Source organism: Chitinophaga sp. 05T412, from assembly GCF_056396465.1.
This window is the reverse complement of record NZ_JBFTLN010000022.1, coordinates 119,583-142,857: the sequence shown is the minus strand read 5'-3', so window position 1 is coordinate 142,857 and position 23,275 is coordinate 119,583. Positions and strand designations below refer to the sequence as shown.

Below are 23,275 nucleotides of genomic sequence, written 5' to 3'. Positions count from 1 at the left end.
TGGAATTGCAACAATAAAATGGACAGTTGGTTAAGCTGCAATATTTTGTTTGTTTAAAAATTCCCCAAAATCCTGTGGAGACATGTATCCCAGGGCTGAATGTAATCTTTTGCGGTTGTACCAGATTTCTATATATTCGAATACGGCCAATGCTGCCTCCTCTTTATTTAAGAATTTATTCTGGTACACCAACTCTGTTTTAAGTGATTTAAAGAAGCTTTCCGCGACCGCATTATCCCAGCAATTCCCCTTACGGCTCATACTCCTTGTGATTAATGGATTCGGTGCTAATAGGCTTTTAAATTCGTTGCAGGCATACTGTACTCCCCTGTCAGAATGAAACATCAATGCCTGTCTCACTGGTCTGTTATTTTCTGCCATTCTCCATGCAGGAACTACCGTTTCAGCTGCTTTCATGGTGGTACTCAGCGACCAACCGATAACTTTCCTGTCTCCCAGATCCAGAACTATAGTCAGGTATAGCCATCCTTGCTTTGTTTTAATGTAAGTGATATCTGATACCCAGGCAGTACCCATTGTTTCTGGCTTAAATTGCCTGTCAAGTTTATTTTCCACAATGGGATATTCGTGTCTGGAATCAGTGGTGACCTTGAATTTCTTCTTCACAATACTTCGGATTCTCGCTTTTTTCATTAGTCTGGCAACTCTTGGTCTGGATACTTTTATTCCCTGGTTATTTAATTCAATTGTAATCCGGGGACTGCCATATATTTTTTTGCTATTAAGATGGGCTTTTACGATTTGATCGGTAAGATGCCTGTTTTCAATACTTCTCTCAGACGGGCTGCTGTTTGACCAGGCATAAAATCCACTTCGGCTTACTTTAAACAACTTGCACATCTTCTCGACATCAAATTCCGCCTGATGGTCCTTTACGAACCTGAATATTTGTTGTCTTCCCTGGAGAAGATGCTCACCGCCTTTTTTAATATCCGATTTTCCATTTCTGATTCCTGAAGCGCTTTTTTCAGCGCTTGGATTTCCTTCTGCTCTGGTGTAATAGTTACGGCTGGCTTGCCACTCCGGTGCAATTCTACTGCCATTAATTTGAAGGATTTATCATAACCCCTTCTTACTTTTTTACTCATTGTAATCAAAGTTAAGGAAAGAGCTTAACTATATGTCCAATCAAAGGTAGCAGTTCCACTGCTTTCCAATTGCGGCTAAGGTTTTTTCAATAGAAAAAGGCTGCAAATATAAATATGCGATCCTTCCTGCATGACTTTGAGATATATTTTTCAGAAGTAGAAAATTATTTGAGCCGGTTAATATAATTCGTCCTTTTTCAGAATTTTCATCGTCCTGGTTATCATACGTACAAGTTTACAATTTCGGAATTCAATTCTGAAATTGTAAACTTGTACGTATATAGTCTGTTGCTTAAATTCAATCAGGGATTTATCTCAAGAACGCATCCCTGTCCTATTTGCTTATCACTGACTATATTTGAGAAGATATAATTGGTTTTTACGGTTTAAAAACATCCCCATGAATCATTTCCTCTCTATAAAAGAACTCATCAACACGCTTTCCTGGGCGAAGGAGTTGTTAACAGAGATGTTTGAGAAAAGAAAATCGTTTGTATACCGGTACGATCATGCGCTTGAATTACTGGAAGACGAGCGCATTGAAACATTATGTCTGAAAGGAATACTCCGTCGGAACGGGCCTTTTCTGGAAATAGATGAGCAGTTTCAGGTATTTTTTGAGCAGGTACTGGAAGTAAATGAGGAAATCAACACCTCGTATGTGAATGAAAATATTCAGCAGGTTAGGCAGCATATTAATTTCTACCTGCAGGAAAATAATGAGAACCGAAAGCATATTTATCTGAAACAGGTAAAATCTGCTCTCCGTAAAATTGGACGTATCACGCTGAGAAATATTATCGATTTGAACCGGAACATCGAGAACGCCTTCAAAACAGAGCCTAATTATATCATTAAAATAGCTCGTCTGGAAGGCTTTGATGAGAAGCGAAGGGCTATTTACGGCCTTATCGAACATACCGAGCGATTGGTTACGGAAGAAGATCTTACCTTTTTTACTACCGCGCTTGACGAAGAATTAAAGCAGGTGGTAACCCAGCTTCGGGGTCAACTTACCGAGAGCCGGCATAACCTGATTGAAACCCAGAAACAAATCATTGAGTACCTGAACCAGGTTAAACATCAAAGCAGGATTCAGGAAAAGATCCGGCAGATCAAATACCTGAAGGATCAGTTTGAACTAAAGGCAAAAACTAATATGGTTGCTCTTCTCATGCAAAACAATGATGTGGTTTTTGAGAGCAGACCATTGTACCCGCTTAAATTATCACTGGACTTCCTGCACACAGACGAAGGTCGCGCTCATATAGAGAGGGGGGCTTTAAGGTCCCGCCAGGGCCGTAAACCAACAATACCTGTTGCAGAAAACATTTCCAGTCGTGACCTCCTGCCTGAAACGGAAGCGGAGATCTTTATTGACCTGGAAGAGATCAAACGCGGATTTATGGCATCGGGGAATCATTTACATAATTTTATTATGCAGTACAAATACCCGCGTGAAGTAAGCTACGAAGAGCGCATCACTATTTTTTGCCAAATGGTATCCATGTATGAGCAGGAACTGAATGTGAAAGAATTGTTTCAGCAGGACGGACATATTGAATACGCAATGGTACACCCGATCTAATGGAAAAAGGCCATAAAAGGAATAACTATGAGTACAGTGTTTAAGCATACCGCCGATATTTTTGACATCCTCAGTAAAGGTAAATTCATTTGTAGCAACAGTGTGGAAGACAGCTACAGGAAATTATACAATACCATGGATGAGCATTTTGATGAATTGTATAATTATTTTATTGCTATCGGATTTGTGCTGGAAAAAGGAGATGAATACTTTCACTTTTCCAGAACGGAGAACAGGGCGTCAATTGAAAGCAAAATAGAGCAGGCCTACCGATGGATAGATGTGGTGGACTTCTTTATGGCTTTCAATAATGGTTTTGCTCCCGGATTTCGGTTTACACCTTCGGATGTGCTGGTGCAGGTAAAAATAGATGCGAGCCTGAAGGACAAGCTGGAAATCATGAGACGCCTCACGGGTGAAGGCAGCATGCCGGATCGGGTAAATTCATTGATAGAAAAACAACTGGTAGCCCAGGGCTACGCCGAACTGGAAAACGAGATAAGCCAGCAATATAAGGTGCTTGCCTCGTTCAATTACATTAAACAATTGATTGTAAGTATTCAAATTCACGAAGAAACCATACATGAGATTCCTGAATAAAGTCGTTTTTATTAATAGCGCTACTATCCGGTATGCAGAAGTTATGGTAGACGGAAATGTGCACCTGATAGGTACCCAGGGTGTGGGTAAAAGTACACTTCTGCGTACCATTCTTTTCTTTTACAATGCGGATACGCTTAAACTTGGTATTTCTAAAGAGAAGAAAAGCTTTGCTGAGTATTATTTTCCTTATCGCAACTCCTTTCTTGTTTATGAGGTAATGCGCGAATCGGGTCCATTCTGTATTATTGCGTTTAAAAGTCAGGGCAAGGTTTGTTTCCGTTTCCTGGATGCAGCCTACCATCGCGATTATTTTGTAGATGCTGATGGACGCGCTTTTGAAAAATGGGAAGATAATCGACAGGTGCTTGATGCACAACGGATCGACCATACCCGCAAAATAGACCGCTATGAAGAATACCGGGATATTCTGTATGGTAATAATGAAGCGGGCAAAAAGGAGTTTGCCAAATACGCGCTGCTGCAAAGCAAACAGTACCAGAATATACCACGTACTATACAGAATGTATTTTTAAACAGTAAGCTGGAAGCGGAATTCATTAAGCAAACCATTATTATGTCGCTCAATGAAGACGATCTTTCCATAGATCTTCAGAGCTACACGCACCATCTGAAGAATTTTKAGCAGCAATTGAATGATATTCATTTGTATAAGCAGCCGCATATTATGACGCAGGCGGAGAATGTAGTAAAGAATCACCTGGCCATCAAGCATCTGGAATCTGAAAAGAACCGGTTTGCACTTCAGCTTGCCTGGAGCGCAGCGCAGCTGCAAAGGACAGCTCCGAAGCTACTTGATAAAAAGGAAAAAACTGCAGCTGAAAGAGAAGAATTGCAGGAAAAAGCAGAAAATACTTTGCAGCGCTATCAAAATAAATATGTGAAGATTACCGGTGAAATCACCATACTGAATAGCGACCTTAAGAAGGCAAAGGGAAAAGCAGACATGTATGCACAGCACCAGATAGACCGGATTATTGAACGATCAGGTAAAAAGAAGGAGCTGGATGCCAGTCAACAGAAGCTGGAAAAAGAAAAGCAACTTTTAACTTTCCACTTTTCAGAAGTATCGCTGAAGTATGAAAATCTGCAACAGGCACTGGATCAGGCTTACCGCAGTTTTGAGCATGATAAAAAAGATGAACAGATGGCCATGCGCGAACTGGCGGCCAGTGAACGGGAAGATGCTGCAACCTGGCTCCTCAGTGCGCAATCTACCGTAAAGCAGCTGAATGCGCAGGCAATTGAACAGGCACGGCAGGCATTGGAACAGCATCAGCAACACCTCCACCAGGAAAAGCTCAAAAAGGCCACCCTTACACATCAACGCTTCTTTGAAAAGGAGTTGATGGATGCTGCTGAGGAGGTAACCATATATGAACTGGCTATCCGGAAGAACGCGAATGACCTGGATCATTTTAAGAACCAGTCCGCCACTCTGCAGAAACAATGGGAACTTGATGAAACTGCCGCGAAACAACAAACTGAACACCGACACGAGAAGCTACAGGACGAAATTACTTCGCTCCAAAAACAAGTGCAATCGGTAGAATATAAATTGCAAACAAACGAACAGGCCTTTTATGGCTGGCTCAATAAAAATAAACCAGGATGGGAAGATACCATCGGTAAAGTGGTGAACGAACAGTTGTTATTCAATTCGGATCTTGAACCCAGGGTTATAGCTGATTTAAATAATAATCCCAACTTTTTTGGCGTAACTATAAATATCGATGATCTGTCGGTGCAGGTAAAAACGCTGGCAGAATATCGAATGGATCTCCAGCAACTCGAAGATGCCATTGCTGGCAGACAAAAGGAGCTGCAAACACTGCAGGGTCAACAGCGCCAACAGCTGGATAAGCTTAAACAGAAATATCAGCCGCTGATAAAAGCGGCAAAGGACAGTTTGCTCGAACTAAATTATAAACAGGAACAGGACACACTTCAGCTAAAGCAGGCTATTCTGCAGCAAAAGGACTGGGAAGTAAAGTCCAATAATGCCCGTAAGCAGGCCATGTCCGACTTGGATGCCGCCATAGCAGCAGCGAGTGAAATGGTAGCTCATGGTCAGCAATTGTTTTTACAAACTGAAGATGAACTGTTAAAGGAATTAAAGACCAAAGAGCGTGAACATGCAAAAAAGATGGCCGCTATTGAACAGAATCTGATGCAAAAAACAGGACTCATCAATGAAACGATTAAACATCACAAGATAACCTGGGAGCAGGAGAAACAACAACTCAAAATAAGATGTCAGCATGAACTTTCCGGAAATGGTGCCGATACAGGGCGACTGGAAATTTTGGATCAGCAACTGGAAGAATTGGAGGCAGAGCTGAAGTTTATTGAGGATAACCGTGTTCTTGTAATTGAATATAGAAAAGATAAAAAAGAATGGATCGATAAGGCCGACACCTTTAAATCACAGAAATCCATTCTTGAAAAACAGCTCACCATAGAAGATGAAAAATACCGGCAGCAGAAAGAGGCTCTCAGCATTCAACTCACCGAGACAGATGCATTACTGCATCAGTTAAATCAGCAACTAAACCTGCTGGAAGAGGATAGCAAGGCATTTATACGTTTTCAACAGACAGATCCCTACTTAAGTATTACGCCGGCATATACAGAGGAGAAGGATACCTATAAAAATGACAAGTCCTGTAAAGTGCTGATAGAGGAAGTTAATCGTTGCTATTATACTTCCATTAAGAGGTTGGACGATCTAAAGGAAGCGGCTAATAAGTTCCTGGGCAACTTCTCTGTTCAGAATATATTCAGTTTCCCATCCGGCTTAAACGACAAACATGCTTATCAACAATTTGCAGAAGATCTAAACGAGTTTATAAATAACAGCAAGATAGAAGAATTTGAGCGACGGGTGAACGAACGCTTTGCTAATGTAATAAAGCTGGTGGGTAAAGAGACAGGAGATCTGATGTCGAAGGCCGGTGATATTCAGAAAGTAATCAGCAATATCAATAAGGACTTCGATAATAAGAACTTTGTCGGCGCTATCCGGAAAATAGAATTGCGCATAGATGAAAGCGCAAATAAAGTAGTGCAACTACTTACGCAGATCAAAAAATTCAATGATGATCATAGTTTTGATATAGGTGGTCTGAACCTTTTCTCATCAACAGACCAGGAAAGTAAGAATAAAAAAGCCGTGGATCTGCTGAAGCAACTTGGTAAAGCAATCAGCGAATACAGGAGAGACACGATTGCATTATCAGATTCATTTGAACTAAAGTTCAGGGTAGAAGAAAATCAGAATGATACCGGTTGGGTAGAGAAACTTTCGAATGTTGGTTCAGAAGGTACGGATGTACTTGTAAAGGCTATGATAAATATTATGCTGCTGAATGTGTTTAAAGAAGGCGCCAGCAAACGGTTCAAAGAATTTAGGTTGCATTGCATGATGGACGAGATCGGGAAACTGCATCCTAACAACATTAAAGGAATTCTTCAATTTGCAAACGACCGGAATATCCTGCTGATCAACGGCTCTCCTACAGAAACCAATGCATTAAATTACAGACATATCTATAAACTGGAGAAGGATGACAACAGGAATACTAAAATCAAGCGGATCATAACGCAACTTTTAAAAGTATAATATGGTACTCCCACTTCATATAGCCCAAAAACTGCAACAGCTTTTACTTCCGGAAACATCTGTTCCTGGTTCCGAGATGAAACATAACGTTGTTAATAAAATGCTGGACGACGGAATTTTACAGAAAAAACAAACCAGTAAAAGTCGGCATGTCATTTTTATACCGGTCAAAACATCTTTGACTAACTACCTGCATAACCATTTTGGAATAAGCGATCTGGATGAATATATAAGCAAGTACAACCAACTTCCAAATCGTGCCGCTGCAGTGACTATCGCAGGCAACTCCAAACTGAGAAGAATCCGTACATTTAAAGGATTTCTCGTATCCAGTACCTCACCCGTTGCAGCAATGTTCCATGGTAAGCAGTTTTATATTAATCCTCCAGAGGGATCATTCATCTATATGTACGATTATGAAAACTTTCAGCCAGATTCCGATATAGTTATTGTGGGTGTCGAAAATCCGGAAAATTTCAGACGGCTATTCGAGCAGGAATACCTGTTCACTAATATTAAACCGCTCTTCGTTAGCCGCTATCCACAAAGTAATGATCTTATAAAATGGCTTCAGTCAATTCCAAACCCCTATCTGCATTTCGGTGATCTCGATTTTGAAGGTATCAAGATCTATAACAATGAATATAAAAAGCACCTGACAGCACGTGCCCGTTTATTTCTACCATCCGGACTGGAAGATCTATTGATGAAATATGGAAACCGTACACTTTATAACCGCCAATATGCTGAAAGGCCGGATACATCAGCTGCCGAACCGGCAGTGAAGTTACTCATGGAACTTTTGCTAAAGCATGGCAAAGTTTTGGAGCAGGAGATCTTTATAATAAGTAACGCTTCGTCAAAAGAAGGTTTGAACACTTGGTTATCTGAATAGCAAAATCTGAATTTCTGGAGAGAGGTAAATTCTCATTCAGTTCATTATCATAGTTTTAAGATCCCGAATCTTCGTCAAATCCTCATAAAACTGGTTCGAGAATTGTCCTAACGGGATCACTGGAAAGTTTCAAAGCCCGTGACTATGTCGCGGGCTTTGTTGTTTAAGTCTATTTGTTAGTCTATCAAAGTGCGAAATTGCTTTTCGTGGTTACTTAGTTTTATTCGGGTTGACTGGCGAAAGAAATGCGTCGCTTATATCACTACTACAAAAGAGAAACAATAACGGTGCTATTGGTTGTATTTCGGCAATGGTATTAGGTATAGACCAGACAACGGCCGCCGACGGTAATTTAAAGCCCTTTGCAATTGATTTGCAAAGGGCTTTTTAAGTTTTTTTGTAAATTTGGATGAATGGTTTCGGCGATTATACTGGCTGGTTATTTTTATTGACTAGTTGCAAAAATGGACGACTATCTCGCCATGAAAAATGTCAGACAAAAAAATAGTAATGAAAATTGAGAAATTAAAAAAAATCGATGCCAACCCAACAATGTCGTGGGGCCACAATGGATACTTCTCTGATCATATTTTTCATGCAAAGTCTTATCATACTCTTAGCGGGTTTAGTTTTGAATTAGAAAAAATCAAAATGCCCTTTACCAAGAACTGGATTACAACGGAGGAGGATATTGAACTTTACAATAACATCATCGATCAGGGCTATTCATATGGTGCATATGACAACAATAGGCTGGTCGCGTGGATAATAATCGAATATCGGGATTGGAACAAGTCATTATATATCGAAAATATATTGGTAGCTGAAGCTTATAGAAGTAAAGGACTCGGAAAAAAGCTAATGGACAGCGCAAAAACTGAACTAGCCAAACGCAAAGCCAGAATAATGGAATTGGAAACGCAAAATACGAATACAGCTGCGATAGCATTTTACGAAAGCCAGGGGTTTCACATTACAGGTCTAAATTTAAAGCTCTACAGCGATTTAGAGCACGAATTTGCGATATTCATGTCCTTCGAGTTAAATATTAAAGGCGATGTCATAGATTAGTTTTATTAGATTCTTACGCCAATGAGATGATTTTAGGACCACCGTTTCTTGCATTAAACAGTATACCTTAAGATTGATAAACATCCCGTTTGTCTGGCACATGCCGGGCGGCAGCCAGCCACCAGTTCTCATTTTTATATACTAAAATAAAAATAGCGGGTTCATCAAAGCCGCTTGCAGTGTCCGTTGCCTGGTTGGGCAGCATTGAGTCTATCCGGAAAAATATCCCCATTTATCTAATGATATTTCTTTAATATTTATATTTTTCATTTGAAATTTATGGAAATCGTGCAGGGTATCATCTTCTTATTGAATATTACAGTTTAGGATGTATTGGCGTCGGAAATTCAATGTCTGGCCGGCCACGCGACATCCGCCATATTATCACTACCTAAAAAAGTAAGTCCCTTAAGAAAGGAGTTATCTTTTTAAAGAAATTATCAGCCAAAGACAGCCTGAAAGCGAATGAAGAAAGATTGGTTTTGACTTTGAATAGCTTGCTGAACTTTACTGTTTAAATGAAAATAAGAAGATTGAAATATCCACTAAAACCACTTCCAATGAGAAAAATTTTATTGATTACTTTGGGAATGAGTGTATTTTTTGCATCCTCTCAAGCGCAGCGTATTGCGCTGGTTCCTAATGGTGTTATTCCTTATCAGGTAACTGTTACGGGGGTAGATTATAAAGGTAAAACCGCACTGGCTTTACAAATGCTGAATACTGCCATTAACGAAAAGACAGTTGCATTGCTCAAAAATACCGATTTTCATAATGGCATCATTGAGGCAACAATTTCAGGACAGCCGCAGCTGAATGCCGGAGAAGGCGCACGTGGGTTTATTGGCATTGCCTTTCGGGTTAGTAAGGATACCTCCAAAATGGAGTTGTTTTACATTCGTCCAACCAACGGCCGGGCAAATGACCAAGTACGGAGGAACCATTCGACTMAGTATGTTTCTTTGCCAGGCTACCCCTGGGATAGATCGCGGGCAGAAACACCAGAAAAATACGAGGCCTATGCTGATATGATGCCGGGTGAATGGATTAAGGTAAAAATTGAAGTAAAAGATGAAACGGCCAAACTCTATATCAACGGTGCTGAACAACCTACTTTGATTGTCAATGACCTGAAGCAGGGCAAAGATCTGCGTGGAAGCGTCGGCCTCTGGATTGGTCCGGAAACGCTTGGTTATTTTACAGAAGTGAGTATAAATAGACTAGATTAGCAATTTTGAATCTGGCAGTGCGATTCAAACTTTGTTATTTAGTACAGAGGATGTAATAGCGCTAATTGGGTTTAGATGTTTTGGCAGGCAAGTAGTTTTTTATCTTCATCCAAATGCCCCAACGATTTTAATATACTTCTTAAGTCTTTTGGAGAAGTTCAGGTTCTATCATATTGTAGATATGATAATGAGATTTCAATATTAAATGATACCTTAAGTTACTATATTCGGTGTGGAACGATTTTTACTGGTAAAGCATCTAAAACATCTCAATGGAACCCTTGATCATCAGAAAAGCAGCTGCGAATCTATACGTTTTATTAGCACTGGCAGTATTGTTGCTGCTGTTTTTTGTCTATATCTTTCATGAGCATGTTACACTTGTAACGATACTAATTTTTGCTGTTTTGAGTATAATCCCCGTATCGCTTTTTATTTATGCGCTTCGTGAGCTCATTAAAAAGGCGCCTCAGATTACTTTTACGCAAGAAGGATTAGTCATTAAAGATAGTAGTTTTTACGCCTGGGAAAACATGGATGCTTTTACATTCAGCAGAGAGGAAGTTGGAAGTGATAATGCAGGACGTATCCACAAAAATTACATCACGTTGTCATTTAAGGATGGGGCCTCTGCGAAAATTCCGATATCTCATCTGGACAGGAATGCAGAGGAAATCATATACTTACTTGAGGCATATAAGCGTAGAGCAGATGAGGTCAGTGGCCCATTAAAGCAATAAAAGTTTAAAATACCGAGCCTGCGCTAGTTGCGGGCTTAAATCCAGGTGGAGGGGTCTGCATGTCAGGTTTACGATAGTTTAAATATACAGAATAAGTGTAAATATGTACAAGGTGGAGGACCCGATATCAGTATAATATTGCATTCTAAACATGCAATAAATGAGCTTCAGGTTAATTATTGGCATCTTGTTGCTGTGTACCGCTACTACCAACGTACTATCGCAAGATGCCGGCTCCATCCGTGGAAAGCTAAAAGAGGCCCAAACATCAACACCAATAGTAACAGCAACAGTGTTATTATTGGACAGGAAAACAACTGCTATCGTAAAAGGAGCGATTACTGATACTACCGGAAGATTTATCCTTGGTAACCTGCCGGAAGGCCTGTTTCTTTTAAAGGTGATTCTTTTTGGCTACCAGACTTTTACAAAGGATAGCATCCCCATTACCCCCAACGCCAGGACGATAAATTTAGGAGAGATCGAGATGGAGATCTCCAAAGAAAAGCAACTCAAAGAGGTCGTCATCACATCGACAAAAAATGATGATAAAATAGGTATCAGTACAAAGAAGTTTTCTGTAGAACAAAGCCTGGTCAGCAAAGGGGGGACTGCAAGTGACCTGCTGCAAAATATCCCCACCGTTACTATTAATGCAGGCGGCGGCGTAAACCTCCGCGGTTCGGACAAGGTAACTATTTTAGTAGATGGCAAACCTTCGTTGATTGGTGGTGGCGATATTACCCAGGCGCTTCAATCCATTCCCGCCGGCGCCATTGAAAGCATTGAAGTAGTGACAAATCCTTCGGCAAAATACCAGTCCGAAGGTGGTGCCGGAATTATCAATATCATTTTGAAGAAAAATAAAAAACTGGGATTTAACGGATCAGCAGGTGGTACAATGGCAACCAGAGGCAATTACAGTGGACGCGCCAACCTTAGCTTTGAAAACAGCAAACTGAACATCTACGGTAATTACGAATTCCAGCATAGTGATATCTATAGTAACGGGCACCAGAATATTCAATACCTCGATCCGGGAAACGCAGTGGTTTATTCTAAGGAAATATTCCCGTCCGTCACCATAAACAATGTGCATAGTATCAAGGCCGGGGTTGATTATTATATTTCCCCAAAAAGTTTATTGAGCTTCTCGGGCGGACTTAATGCCAATACCTTAAACAGGAATGAGACTTTAGTGATTGATCAATTAGCGGTGGACAAGGCTGCCCTGCAAACGATCCGGAATAAAAATGTCACGAATAGTAACGGCTTTACCTATAACGCCAATGCTGACTTTATAAATACATTCAGTAAGCCGGGAGAAGAACTGACCATCAGTATTGGTTATGCGCGCGGCCGGGGGGAAAGTCATCAATATTTTAATTCCTATGCGCAGGATGCAGGAAGTATTGATAATTTACCGGATACCTCTGTTCTTCATCCTGTTGGTAATAATCGTAATAGCTATTATAATATACAGGCAGATTATTCGTTACCGATCGGCACGGGAAAACTTGAAACAGGCTATCGCACCGAAATCCGGATCGATAACAGAAACCAGCGGGTATTCAATGTGGATGATGCTACCGGAAGCTACGAAGAGAATTTTCCATTGACTAACTTCTTCCATAGTAAAAACCAAATACATGCCCTGTATATCAACTATCAAAACAATGTGCACGATTTTAGTTACCAGGTTGGCCTGCGCGGAGAAGACGCCGTACTACACGGTGATGTGAACGGTTACGACACCACGGGTACATCAACGATATTGCCGGTAAAAGTAACCAGCCGGAGGTTGTATCCCAGCCTTACGCTTGTACAAAAACTGGATGATCATCAACAATTGCAATTTAGCTATGTCCGAAGGGTTACACGTCCAACGCCCCGTAGCTATAGCCCGATCCCCGATGTGTCTGACCCGGTAAACTACGACAAGGGTAACCCTAACATTTTGCCCGAAGATATTCACGCTTTTGAGTTGGGCTATCGTAAAAGCGGGACCAAAGTAAACCTGACATTAAGCCTGTACTATCGTATTACCCACGATTTTATTCAGCACCTGGAAACAGCACCGGTAAACGGCATCATTACCACCATTTCAGAAAACATCCCATATGCTTATACAGGAGGACTGGAAGCTATCTGCAATTTTCATTTCGTGAAAGCCTGGAATTTTACACTCAATACCAATCTTTTTGAAAACCAAACCGCTGGCCTTCCTGCATACGGCATTACAAAAAGTAACGGCTTCAGCTGGAACGCCAATCTCACTAATAACTTTACTATTGTTAAAGGTGTTGCGCTGCAAGTGCGGGCGGATTATCTCGCGCCGAATGTGGTGGCCCAGGACAGAAGCAATGCTAACTTTGGCGTAGATGCGGGCGCCAAAATAAATTTGCTTCATGGAAAAGCCACGCTCTCTTTAACCGGCAGAGATATATTAGCTACCCGCAAATGGAGTTTCGTACGGGATGGGAATGGGGTGCTGCTGGATTTTGAAAGAAGAACCGTTGGGGCAAGGGCGGGGATCAGCTTTTCCTACAACTTTGGCAAAGACATTTTTAAATCGAAGAAAATAGAACATAGTACGGAGCACCAGGAGAATTAAGTGTACATAATTTCAACAAGCATCTATGATAAATCAGGTAAGAATAACAACAGGCATTATTATTTGCTTATTAGGCGGATCGTTTGCGTCTATAGCACAACACGCAGGCGGGAAGGCCGAAAAATTTGCAGCTACTATAAAGGTCGCCGATTTAAAAAATAATTTGTCCATTATTGCGGGTGCAGCTATGGAAGGAAGAGAAACCGGTACCGCCGGGCAAGCCAGGGCGGCAGATTTTATTGCAAACGTTTATAAACAGATTGGTTTATCCCCGGGTAATAATGGGAGCTATTTTCAATGTTACCCTTTAATAAAAGACAGCGTGATACGTAGTTCTTTACAGGTGAATGGCCGGGAGTTTGCTTATGGAACTGATTATACCTTACTACCCGCTATCGATCACGATGAAACGTTGGATGCCGGGCCCGAACGGCCAATGGAGTTGGTATGGGGAGGATACGGCATTGTTGATGCTTCCTACAATAACCTCGCAAACATCCATGTGAAAGGGAAAGCGCTGCTGGTATTGAACGGTGAACCCAAAAATGATTCCGGCTACCTGTTTACGCACTCAGATCATATATCAGCCTGGAGCAGCTTTAGCATTGGCGGTAAAAGGAGGGCCCAGGCAGCGGCAAAGATGGGCGCTACGGCATTGTTTATTGTTGATACAGGCGCTACCTGGAAGACAAAGTTTTTCAGTCCTATCAGATTGGAGCCTGATGCCAGGGACAGCATCGGCATAAATACATACATTATCTCTGGCGCGTTGGCCAGGTCAATTGTGGGAGACCGGTACGATTCCCTGATCGCAGGGGTAAATAGGGAGCGTCCGGCAGATTTTCAGACGCATATCCCGTTACATGCTTCGCAGACGATTACCCACGAGCGCATATCCGCCAGTAATGTAATGGCCTTTTTGCCGGGTACTGATAAAAAGGAGGAGCTGTTGGTGATATCGGCCCACTATGATCATTTAGGCGTGCGTAAAGGAAGTATCTATTATGGCGCCGATGATAACGGGTCGGGTACCACCGCGGTATTAGCCATGGCTAAAGCTTTTGTCGCCGCTAAAGCTGCCGGTGTTGGTCCGCGCCGCAGCATTTTGTTTTTGAATGTATCCGGTGAAGAAGAAGGGTTATGGGGTTCGGCTTATTACACAACGAATCCCGTTTATCCGCTCAGCCACACGATTGCAGACCTGAACACCGATATGATCGGCAGAATCGATCCTGGTCATCAACGTGACAGCAATTACCTGTACATCATCGGCGATAATAAACTGAGTTCCGCACTACGACCCATCAATGAAGCGAATAACAACGCATATACCCGGCTTCATCTTGATTATAAGTATAACAATCCCGATGATCCTGAACGGATCTATTATCGATCCGATCATTACAATTTCGCTAAAAACAAGATCCCTATTATTTTCTTCTTCGATGGTATCAATGTAGACTATCATAAGCCTACTGATACGCCTGATAAGATTAATTACGACCTGATGTTATCCCGGTTGAAGTTAGTGTTTTACGATGCCTGGTCACTCGCTAACCAAAACGAGCCGCCACCGGTAGACCGGAATGAGAAGTAAGAGGCTGAATGCGTAATCGCCTCTTTTTATATTTCTTATGGAAATCTTGTAATACTTTCGTGAAAGATCCTAAAGATCAGCCTTGTTATGTCTACAATAAAAAGGATCACCGCAACAGACTTCAGAGGAAGGTTCATGGCTGAAATGTCAGCTGAATTCACTGTTTTGAAAACTCCCGTTCAGGTTCATGATATCCGGAAAACATCCGGATTCATCAAAGTGCCCACTCCCTTGCACAGACCTGAATATAATTTCATTGTTCATATCACCAGTGGAGCTGCAAAGCAGCAGGTGGATGCAGATCTGGTATCCATCAAAGCGAATGAGATCCTGTTTGTCAGACAAGGGAACGTTACTTCATTGAAAGAAGTAAGTGCAGATGCGGCGGGACATATCATTTTGTTTGAAGACAAAACGCTCAATCAGTTATTATCCAAACAGGAACTGATCAAACTCTTTTCTGTCAACAATGTGATCCATTTATCAGGAGACAACAGTGTGTGGTTAACTGCCTTATTCGAACTGCTGAGCGTGGAAGTTTACCAACCAGGTCCCAACCTCGATGTTTGTTATTCGCTTTTGCAGGCAGGGTTGCAGAAGATCTTCTCTTCCGCTAAGGAACTGAATAAAGGGATGAGCAGAAGCGCTGAACTTACTTTCAAATTCAAGGAGCTGGTGTATAAGAATTATCTGAAGCATGAGTCGATCCTATTCTACGCCGATGAGCTATTCGTGTCTGAAAATTACCTCCACCGATGCATTAAAGAGACCATTGGAGAGAGCCCGAAAGAGTGGATCAATAAAGTATGCATCCTGCAAAGTCAGCTGTTGTTGCAGGATCTGACAAAAGGCATATCAGAAATTGCTTTTGAACTCAATTATGGCGATCCAAGCTATTTTGGACGGTTATTCAAGAAGATCACCGGCGTAACACCCTCTGAGTACCGGGCGGCATTTATGCAGGATTTGTCCGGGTAAAGAGTGGTTTCGTTTTAAAGCAGTCGATGTTTTCAATCCACCTTTGTGGTATTAGATCTCTTAAAAATGAAAACATTGATAGCTGTTAAAAACGGTGGTATCGGAATTGCCTCGCAACGCAAGCATAACTTGAAGGAAAAATGGCCAGTTCTTAGCCTGGTCGCATTATTTTCTCTTCTCTTTTCAAACAACATTCAAAGCCAGCAAATCCAGGATGTAGGCGGTATTGCCGTTACTGTACATGGCAAAGCTTCATTTGAGGACCTGCCGTCGGGCAGTCCATTGTCTGGGAGTAAATTTCAGCTGAATACGTATGATGCATGGTTACCCATTCCTCCCATTAAAATTGGCAAGACCACCATTTTCAGCAACCTGAACTACCGCCTGATGGACTTCAGGTATGATGACCAAACGATCGATGATCCCAATAGGATTGATCGGATACATGAGTTGAAATCAACCATAATTGTCCGGCATCCGCTCTCCAGCAGATGGTCGATCCTGGCGATCGCTATGCCAACGCTGGCGGTGGAATCGCGGAAGTCTCTCTCTTCTGACGGATTGATCTTTGACGGAATCTTCGGCGTGTCGAAGAAGTTTGGAGCGGAATCGAATCTGGAGATCGGATTTGGCGTCCATGTCCTGCACTCTTTCGGAGAAACACTGATCACGCCGGGGATTTCTATCGATTACCGAAGCAGGAACAACAAGTGGTTAGCGCAGTTCTATTGGCCCAGATTGAATGCGTTGTACTGTGTGAGCAAGAATACTCAGATCGGCCTGGCAGGCTCCATCGACTGGACACGCTTTAAGCACAAGAACTTCAAAGGGTATACCGGGGAGGAAATTGATTACGCACAATTCTCCTCTATTCATGGAGGCCTGCAACTGCAGCAGCGTTTGCTCGGCAATTTCTGGTTCCAGTTGCAGGGGGGAGCAGCGCTGTTCAATCGTTATGAACTCTACGATACTGACCAGAAAAAGGTGAATGATTTTTCTATATCCAACATGGCATACGGGAAAGTGGCACTCACGTATCGCATTAACCAGAAAAAATAAAAGTGAGATCATGAAAAATATAAACGATCAAACTTCCCTATTCAGTTTCCGTTCTCTGATGCTTGCGGCTGTTCCTTCTTATGTATTCCCTGCATTAATGTCTTTTCTGTCTGGTTTTTTTCTGCAACGATCGGAGCTGATGCAGGCGAGTTACAGCACTATTGGCTTGTCTTCTCTGTTCTCTACGATCCTGAGCCTGATCATGCTCTGGCAGTTCGATTCAAAGGGTATCCTGATGAAAAGCAAATTGATAATATCACTGCTGGTAATTCTAATAATGGTTGGATTGGGGATACTGTGCGCAGCAATTCTCCAGCTTCCATCTGAACGATTTAATATCGTATTCTCGGCCTTTCTGGGTGCGGCAATTGTAACGGTTCGTCACTATGTGAAAAAAACTGCAAATGAAAAAAAATAAACCAACGATCGTCGTTTTTGGATGTACTGGCACTGTTGGGCGTGAACTGATGATCCAGTTGAGTGAACTGGAATGCATGGTGAGAGGGGTACTCAGAAATCCCGCCCGCCCTTATCCGATCCAACCCGGAAGCGGTTCACCGAACATCACATATGTAAGCGCTGAACTGAATTCTCCCAGCCAGCTGAGAGGCGCTTGTTTTGGAGCTGATGCCGTATTTCTTTTGACGGCAACTTCTCCCAGACAAGTTGAGCAGGAAATCAATATCATTGATGCTGCCAGGGAGTGTAGAATCAGACGCATCGTGAAGTTGTCGGCACCGATTGTCCGCAGCCCTGCAAAGGTGGAAGTCAGCGAGTGGCATAGAAAGATCGATGACTATCTCGCACAGCATATCGAAGACTATTGCTGTCTCCGGCCTTATTCCTTTATGCAGAACTGGGAACGGAACACATTTACCATTCAGTATTTCGGTAAGATCTATGGGGCCCTTGGTGATGCCGCGCGGAACTATATCGATTGCCGCGATGTAGCAACCGTTGCTGTAAATTATCTGCTGACAACTGAAACCATAAAACAGCGTTCAGTGGTGCTCTCAGGTCCGCAGGCCATTACCAATATCGAAATGGCAGAGAAGCTTTCTCATGTAACGGGCAGTAAGATCGAGTACGTGGATATCACGCCTGATGAATTGTTCATGCAGTTGACCGGCAAAGCAAAACTGCCAAAGTGGTTGGCTAATCATATCGTGGAATTGGATGATCTTGCCATCAAAATGACAGAACCAAACGCAGATACGATCAGCGATATCATTGTGAGAAACCCACGGACCATGGACGAATACCTGCAGGAGAGCCGGCATCTTTTCAAAAGGAAACCTCTTTGGAAATTACTATTCAGAACTGCCTGACCCGTGGCAGATAATCAGTTTACGCAGTGGGGGTAGGCTTATGTTCAGGTGGCACATTTGTGCCACCTTTTTGCTGCCATGTATTAACGTCATATCAAGGGGGGATACCTTATTTATAATGAATAATGTATATCATTCGATAAAATTTTCCGCTTTTGATCATTATTTGCCTTCAATAGCCATTAACTTTGCAGCCATTTTAATTTTTGAAACGGGCAAAGCAGTCTTGCGTCAGTTTCAAGTTAACACGTGTTATAGTATGAAATTTGCCTATATACCAGTATTTCTAGCATTAGCTGTCGCCACAAACGCCTTCGGCCAGGATAGTACCAGGCCAAAGAGAATCACAGATACAACCAGCCAGCTTAAAGATGTCATAGTTACGGCCAGTCGTGTGGCCGAGCATATTAACGAAGTACCTTCGTCTGTCATGTTAATCTCCAGAAAAGAAGTAGAAAAACAGGCGCAGATCAACAATAATCTGCCATATATCCTGATGCAGAAAATACCTGGAATTTCACCCAGTGAAGAAGGGCAGAATAACTTTATTGGCAAATTAAGAGGCAGAAACTTCCTGGTGCTTATAGATGGTATCCCGCAATCCACCCCATTACGAAATGGGGGACGTGACCTTAAGACGATCGATGTCAGTGCCATCGATCATATTGAAGTTATTAACGGCGCCTCTTCCATGTATGGTAATGGTGGAGCAGGTGGTATCATTAACTACATCACCATAAAACCAGAGAAAACAGTTCCCTTTAGCTCCTCCACTTATTTCAATAACAGCCTGAATCTCGTAAAATCCGATGAAACTTATGGATACAATCTTTCGCAGGTATTCAAAGGAGGGGTAGGGAAATTTGACTATGTGGTACAGGGAAAGGTGGCACATTCCGGTGTAGTAAGATCTTCCGATGGTGTTGTTGTTAGCCCCTTTTATGGTTTGGGAGAAACAAAAACTTACAATGCCCTGGTGAAACTTGGGTATGACTTTTCTGCCAATCATCGTATTGAGGTGATGGGTAATTATTACAATAGCATCCAGGACAGTAAATACATTGGAACAAAAGGTAACTTTGGTATTGCTCCTGCCATTGGCGTTAGGGGAGATACCAACATTCTGGGAGGTACTCCCTATAATAAAACACTAAACATAAAATATACCGGCACTTTTGGCAAAACGGAAGCCAATGTTGCCGTGTACTACAATGATATCAATTCGGTATTTGAGGCCTATAATCAAATATATTCCGACCACACAGGTGGACGTTTCAATTTCTCTACGCCTTTTGTATTGCCGGGCAACAACCATGTGCAATTAATTTATGGCGTGGACTTTCTGAAAGATCATACCGTACAGAAAGATATGGCCGACAAACTGGTTACTCCGGACATGAACATGAATAGTATTGCGCCTTACCTGCAATCCAAATTCATATTCGCAAAAGACTGGATATTCAAAGCGGGTGCGCGTTATGAGAACCTGTTGTTTAAGGTTAGTGACTTCACTAAAGGAACTCAGTTTGTACCAGGTGCTACCAATACATATAATGCACTCGTGTTCAATGCAGGCCTGCGATACAATAAATGCTCCTATGCCCAGCCGTTTGCCAGCTTTTCTCAGGGTTTTTCCATTGGGGATATTGGTTTGGTGTTAAGAAATGGTGTTTCGTTGAATGCAATAAATGTAGCACCTATAAAAGTGAATAATTTTGAACTGGGAGTAAATGGAGATATCCAACGATTCCATTATGAAGTAACCGGCTATTATAGCACCAGTAAAAAAGGAGCAACATTCAAAGAGATCACTCCAGGTAACTTTGATCTGATTCAACTACCTCAACGTATATACGGAATTGAAGCCGTACTGGGGTACAAAGCTACCGATTGGTTAAACCTGGGTGGTATACTGGGATACATGGATGGAAAAGAAGATACCAAGAACGATGGCCACTACAATGGGAAAGTAGATAATTCGACTATTTCTCCTATAAAAATCGGGGGCAACGTGAACATTAAATTTACGCGTCAGTGGGATTTCTCTGTTCAAATGACTAAAATAGGAAGCCGGGACGTGTTTCCAAAAGAAGTTTGGAATTACGGAAAATACCCAATATCCGGATATACGCTGTTTGATATGTACACCTCTTACAGGTTCAGACACGTAACACTGACCTTTGCTGTTAATAACCTCTTTAATGCAAATTATTATCCGACACATTCAGAAGTGCGCGGTGCCACAACTGAAGGCCGTTATTATGTAAAAGGTACAGGAACGGTCGCCAACCTGGGGGTAGTGGTCAATCTATAAGGTCCTCACTCATATTTATTGCAGATAGACTAGCGCAAGTGATTTCAAAATAGTAACACAACTAAAACAACAAAAAAGAACCCGCCACGATGGCGGGTTCTTTTTTTAATACAGGTATCAGCGGCAGATTGCAGGTATTGGCTACTGATGTAATCTGTAATTCAGGCCAATGTTAACAGTTGTTGGTGAACCGGGAAATTTACCGCCCCAGAAATCATATCGGTGTGTAAAATATTTTTCGTTCAGCATATTATTAATGGTAGCGCTTACCCCCCAGTGGCTCCACTTATAGTTCACCGCCAGGTTCAATAGGTTATATGACGGAATGGCGCCATTGTATCCATCAGGGGTAGGTTGTTCCGTATTGAGCGCATCGTTATATTGTTTGCCGGTAAACGTGTTGTAAATGTTTATGCCCATTGTTCCGACACCAATAGCGCGGTCATATTGTATACCTGCGGTGAATAGCTGTTTAGGGGCATAAGGAAGCAAATTGCCTTTATTGGGTCCGTCATTGAAAGTTGCTTTCTGTAATGCACCTGTTACATATACTCTTAGTCCTTTTGCCGGAAATACATTCAGTTCTAATTCCAGCCCACGATGTAATGCTTTACCGGCATTGGTGAATTTTCCGCTTTCTTCCACCAGTTTATGATCGAAGTCAAGCAGGTAACCACTCATAGCGATGTCCAGCCAATTAACAGGAGTGGTACGTATTCCCACTTCGTAGTTTGTAGACGTTTCTGCACCAAGACTGTTTCCTTTAGCGACTGTTCCCGGATCAAGGGCGGCATATAACACGGGTGGGTTGTATCCTTTTGAAACGGTGGAATATATTCTGAAACGCTCAACGGGTTTGTACAATACACCAAATGAGTAGATCAGTACATCCGTTTTGGTGGAAAGTTGCTGAGCAGTCAGGTAGTCGTTTTGTCCATAGTTGATAGCGGTATACCGAAGTCCGGGAGTAAAACTGAACTTGTCGGAGAAATGAATCTCATCCTGGATATATCCTTCCAAAACATTAGTTGGAATAGTGGCTGAATAGGTTGTTTTGCCAACATGTTGCAGCGGATCAGCGCCCAATACTTTTATGCTGTTTGTCTGATCTCCCAGATACTTAAACCCAACGATCAGTGAATTCTTTAAATTAAGCAGTTTATTATTGCGGTTATACTCCAGTACCGTTCCTCCGGTGAATATATTTCTTAAATCTCCCAGGATGGACTTTTTATCTCTATTAGTATCATACCACCAGTTTCGTTTGAAGTAGTTGGCGAAAACTGACAGCGAGATGGAGTTGAGAGAGTCAATACTTTTTTTATATACAGCAGAAGCGGAGTAGCGATTCGCATAAAACTGATCGTAGGAATTTATGCTTTGCCTGTAATTGTCCTTGTATTGTTGTTCTGATAATCCCCCTGGCGTTTCAGCATCTTCCGTATAAACATTACCGGAAAAAGTAAATTCGTCCTTATTTTCCATTTTCGTACCAATACGGAAAGTGACGTCGTTGGTTCCGAAGGCAGACCTGGTTGTTCTAAAGCCATCTCCTTGTCTGCGGTTATAGTTTACATAGTAGTTAAACTTGCCATTATCGCCATAAGCGGAGGCAGACGCATTCAGATAACGAAAACTGCCTACCTCGAGGCTACCTTCTACATTGGGCTTGCCATGCCCCTTTTTAGTAATCAGGTTAATTACGCCACCAATTGAGCCGGCGCCATATAACACCGGGGACGCTCCTTTAATCACCTCAATCCTTTCTATGGATGCGATAGGCAGCATGTAATACGCCCCCAGCTGACCGTAACTCTGCCCTAATGGAATTTTACCGTCAACCAGTACTGCAACGTACCCGTTTCTGGAAGGATCTAAGCCTCTTAACCCTATACCCGGTTTAAGTCCACGTCCGTCTTCGTCCTGATAGTTAGCACCAGGAATAAGTCTTATGGCATCACCTACCGACTGGATACCAAGATCCTTTATTTGTTTACTATTGACAATATTTACAGTACTCGATAAGTTTTTGATTTTACTGTTTAGCCCATTCGATGTAACTGTTACGTCTTCCAAGGATATGCTCCAAAGGCTATCACGATTATCTTTTCGCCCTCCTTTAGGTTCATTTTGTGCGTTGGTGTTTAAAGCAGTAGCTAGCAGTGACAGAGATATGATGCCGGCGGCTCTCGTTTTTTTCATGTGAATCAAATTGTATGTATGGTTGTGCAGGATGCAAAACTATAACAGATAGCATATGAAGGTTTATCAAATCGGGAAAAATTTGAACTATAGAATTCCTTCAGAATTGGCTTTGGATCAGCTTATTTGCTGATTATAGGATAGGCGGATACGTTATGAAGGGGGATATGGTGTAAGCACAAAAAATAATAAGCCCGCTATCTATCTTCGTGTCAGTGGCTGGATGTATAGGCTTTCATAGATTTTTGTCAGAGTTCTTCTAATTGCTCTGGAATTGGGTTATTTTGTGAAGTACACAATTTTTCCGG

The 23,275-nt window shown here is 42.0% G+C and carries 17 protein-coding genes and 1 pseudogene; 14 read left to right on the top strand and 4 right to left on the bottom strand.

Annotated elements, in window-relative coordinates; translation table 11 throughout:
• Window positions 1-30 precede the first annotated feature (30 nt).
• The 3 genes and pseudogenes from AC1DFM_RS32960 to AC1DFM_RS32950 form a co-directional block, all read right to left on the bottom strand.
• The gene (locus AC1DFM_RS32960; protein WP_477081042.1) at window positions 31-909 is read right to left on the bottom strand and encodes an IS3 family transposase; all 879 of its coding nucleotides are present in this window, start codon (window positions 907-909) and stop codon (window positions 31-33) included.
• Window positions 894-1,109 carry a hypothetical protein gene (locus AC1DFM_RS32955; RefSeq protein ID WP_477081040.1) on the bottom strand — a complete coding sequence of 72 codons (216 nt, stop codon included), beginning with the start codon at window positions 1,107-1,109 and terminating at the stop codon, window positions 894-896. Before AC1DFM_RS32955 ends, AC1DFM_RS32960 begins: the two co-directional genes overlap by 16 nt.
• Before the next feature lie 40 nt (window positions 1,110-1,149).
• Window positions 1,150-1,302: pseudogene (locus AC1DFM_RS32950) on the bottom strand (AAA family ATPase); the annotation flags it as partial.
• Window positions 1,303-1,509: 207 nt separating this feature from the next.
• On the opposite strand from AC1DFM_RS32950, the gene AC1DFM_RS32945 reads away from it, so the two are divergent.
• The 14 genes from AC1DFM_RS32945 to AC1DFM_RS32880 all read left to right on the top strand — a co-directional run bounded on the left by AC1DFM_RS32945 (window position 1,510) and on the right by AC1DFM_RS32880 (window position 20,765).
• Window positions 1,510-2,697 carry a hypothetical protein gene (locus tag AC1DFM_RS32945; protein WP_477081039.1) on the top strand — a complete coding sequence of 396 codons (1,188 nt, stop codon included), beginning with the start codon at window positions 1,510-1,512 and terminating at the stop codon, window positions 2,695-2,697.
• A 27-nt stretch (window positions 2,698-2,724) separates the two neighbouring features.
• The gene (locus AC1DFM_RS32940) at window positions 2,725-3,297 is read left to right on the top strand and encodes a condensin complex protein MksE (RefSeq protein WP_477081038.1); all 573 of its coding nucleotides are present in this window, start codon (window positions 2,725-2,727) and stop codon (window positions 3,295-3,297) included.
• Window positions 3,281-6,940, top strand: coding sequence for an ATP-binding protein (locus AC1DFM_RS32935; protein ID WP_477081037.1), 3,660 nt, complete (start codon window positions 3,281-3,283; stop codon window positions 6,938-6,940). The genes AC1DFM_RS32940 and AC1DFM_RS32935 overlap by 17 nt, the downstream gene beginning before the upstream one ends.
• Window position 6,941: 1 nt before the next feature.
• Complete coding sequence (locus AC1DFM_RS32930; protein WP_477081036.1) at window positions 6,942-7,835, top strand: hypothetical protein; 894 nt, start codon at window positions 6,942-6,944, stop codon at window positions 7,833-7,835.
• A 510-nt stretch (window positions 7,836-8,345) separates the two neighbouring features.
• Window positions 8,346-8,906, top strand: a complete 561-nt coding sequence (locus AC1DFM_RS32925; protein ID WP_477081035.1) for a GNAT family N-acetyltransferase — start codon at window positions 8,346-8,348, stop codon at window positions 8,904-8,906.
• 560 nt (window positions 8,907-9,466) lie between these two features.
• On the top strand, window positions 9,467-10,135 hold the full coding sequence (locus tag AC1DFM_RS32920; RefSeq protein WP_477081034.1) for a hypothetical protein: 669 nt from the start codon (window positions 9,467-9,469) through the stop codon (window positions 10,133-10,135).
• A 272-nt stretch (window positions 10,136-10,407) separates the two neighbouring features.
• Window positions 10,408-10,875 (top strand): hypothetical protein, encoded by a 468-nt coding sequence (locus tag AC1DFM_RS32915; RefSeq protein WP_477081033.1) that lies wholly within the window; start codon window positions 10,408-10,410, stop codon window positions 10,873-10,875.
• Between the two features lie 160 nt (window positions 10,876-11,035).
• On the top strand, window positions 11,036-13,489 hold the full coding sequence (locus AC1DFM_RS32910) for a TonB-dependent receptor domain-containing protein (RefSeq protein ID WP_477081032.1): 2,454 nt from the start codon (window positions 11,036-11,038) through the stop codon (window positions 13,487-13,489).
• 25 nt (window positions 13,490-13,514) lie between these two features.
• Window positions 13,515-15,086 (top strand): M28 family peptidase, encoded by a 1,572-nt coding sequence (locus AC1DFM_RS32905; protein ID WP_477081031.1) that lies wholly within the window; start codon window positions 13,515-13,517, stop codon window positions 15,084-15,086.
• 87 nt (window positions 15,087-15,173) lie between these two features.
• Window positions 15,174-16,064, top strand: coding sequence for a helix-turn-helix domain-containing protein (locus AC1DFM_RS32900; RefSeq protein ID WP_477081030.1), 891 nt, complete (start codon window positions 15,174-15,176; stop codon window positions 16,062-16,064).
• A gap of 66 nt (window positions 16,065-16,130) precedes the next feature.
• Window positions 16,131-17,123, top strand: coding sequence for a DUF6268 family outer membrane beta-barrel protein (locus AC1DFM_RS32895; RefSeq protein ID WP_477081029.1), 993 nt, complete (start codon window positions 16,131-16,133; stop codon window positions 17,121-17,123).
• A 10-nt stretch (window positions 17,124-17,133) separates the two neighbouring features.
• On the top strand, window positions 17,134-17,541 hold the full coding sequence (locus tag AC1DFM_RS32890) for a hypothetical protein (RefSeq protein ID WP_477081028.1): 408 nt from the start codon (window positions 17,134-17,136) through the stop codon (window positions 17,539-17,541).
• A complete protein-coding gene (locus tag AC1DFM_RS32885) occupies window positions 17,528-18,451 on the top strand; it encodes an NmrA family NAD(P)-binding protein (RefSeq protein WP_477081027.1) in 924 nt (307 codons plus the stop codon). The genes AC1DFM_RS32890 and AC1DFM_RS32885 overlap by 14 nt, the downstream gene beginning before the upstream one ends.
• Before the next feature lie 259 nt (window positions 18,452-18,710).
• Entirely contained in the window at window positions 18,711-20,765 is a 2,055-nt protein-coding gene (locus tag AC1DFM_RS32880; RefSeq protein WP_477081026.1) for a TonB-dependent receptor, read from the top strand.
• A gap of 141 nt (window positions 20,766-20,906) precedes the next feature.
• Here the strand turns inward: AC1DFM_RS32880 and AC1DFM_RS32875 are convergent, their stop codons facing one another.
• On the bottom strand, window positions 20,907-22,967 hold the full coding sequence (locus AC1DFM_RS32875) for a TonB-dependent receptor family protein (RefSeq protein WP_477081025.1): 2,061 nt from the start codon (window positions 22,965-22,967) through the stop codon (window positions 20,907-20,909).
• Between the last annotated feature and the right edge of the window lie 308 nt (window positions 22,968-23,275).

Coding starts and splice junctions, on each gene's coding strand:
- AC1DFM_RS32955 (WP_477081040.1), bottom strand. CDS start 1,109: ATGAGTAAAAAAGTAAGAAGGGGTTATGATAAATCCTTCAAATTAATG.
- AC1DFM_RS32945 (WP_477081039.1), top strand. CDS start 1,510: ATGAATCATTTCCTCTCTATAAAAGAACTCATCAACACGCTTTCCTGG.
- AC1DFM_RS32940 (WP_477081038.1), top strand. CDS start 2,725: ATGAGTACAGTGTTTAAGCATACCGCCGATATTTTTGACATCCTCAGT.
- AC1DFM_RS32930 (WP_477081036.1), top strand. CDS start 6,942: ATGGTACTCCCACTTCATATAGCCCAAAAACTGCAACAGCTTTTACTT.
- AC1DFM_RS32925 (WP_477081035.1), top strand. CDS start 8,346: ATGAAAATTGAGAAATTAAAAAAAATCGATGCCAACCCAACAATGTCG.
- AC1DFM_RS32915 (WP_477081033.1), top strand. CDS start 10,408: ATGGAACCCTTGATCATCAGAAAAGCAGCTGCGAATCTATACGTTTTA.
- AC1DFM_RS32910 (WP_477081032.1), top strand. CDS start 11,036: ATGAGCTTCAGGTTAATTATTGGCATCTTGTTGCTGTGTACCGCTACT.
- AC1DFM_RS32905 (WP_477081031.1), top strand. CDS start 13,515: ATGATAAATCAGGTAAGAATAACAACAGGCATTATTATTTGCTTATTA.
- AC1DFM_RS32900 (WP_477081030.1), top strand. CDS start 15,174: ATGTCTACAATAAAAAGGATCACCGCAACAGACTTCAGAGGAAGGTTC.
- AC1DFM_RS32895 (WP_477081029.1), top strand. CDS start 16,131: ATGAAAACATTGATAGCTGTTAAAAACGGTGGTATCGGAATTGCCTCG.
- AC1DFM_RS32890 (WP_477081028.1), top strand. CDS start 17,134: ATGAAAAATATAAACGATCAAACTTCCCTATTCAGTTTCCGTTCTCTG.
- AC1DFM_RS32885 (WP_477081027.1), top strand. CDS start 17,528: ATGAAAAAAAATAAACCAACGATCGTCGTTTTTGGATGTACTGGCACT.
- AC1DFM_RS32880 (WP_477081026.1), top strand. CDS start 18,711: ATGAAATTTGCCTATATACCAGTATTTCTAGCATTAGCTGTCGCCACA.
- AC1DFM_RS32875 (WP_477081025.1), bottom strand. CDS start 22,967: ATGAAAAAAACGAGAGCCGCCGGCATCATATCTCTGTCACTGCTAGCT.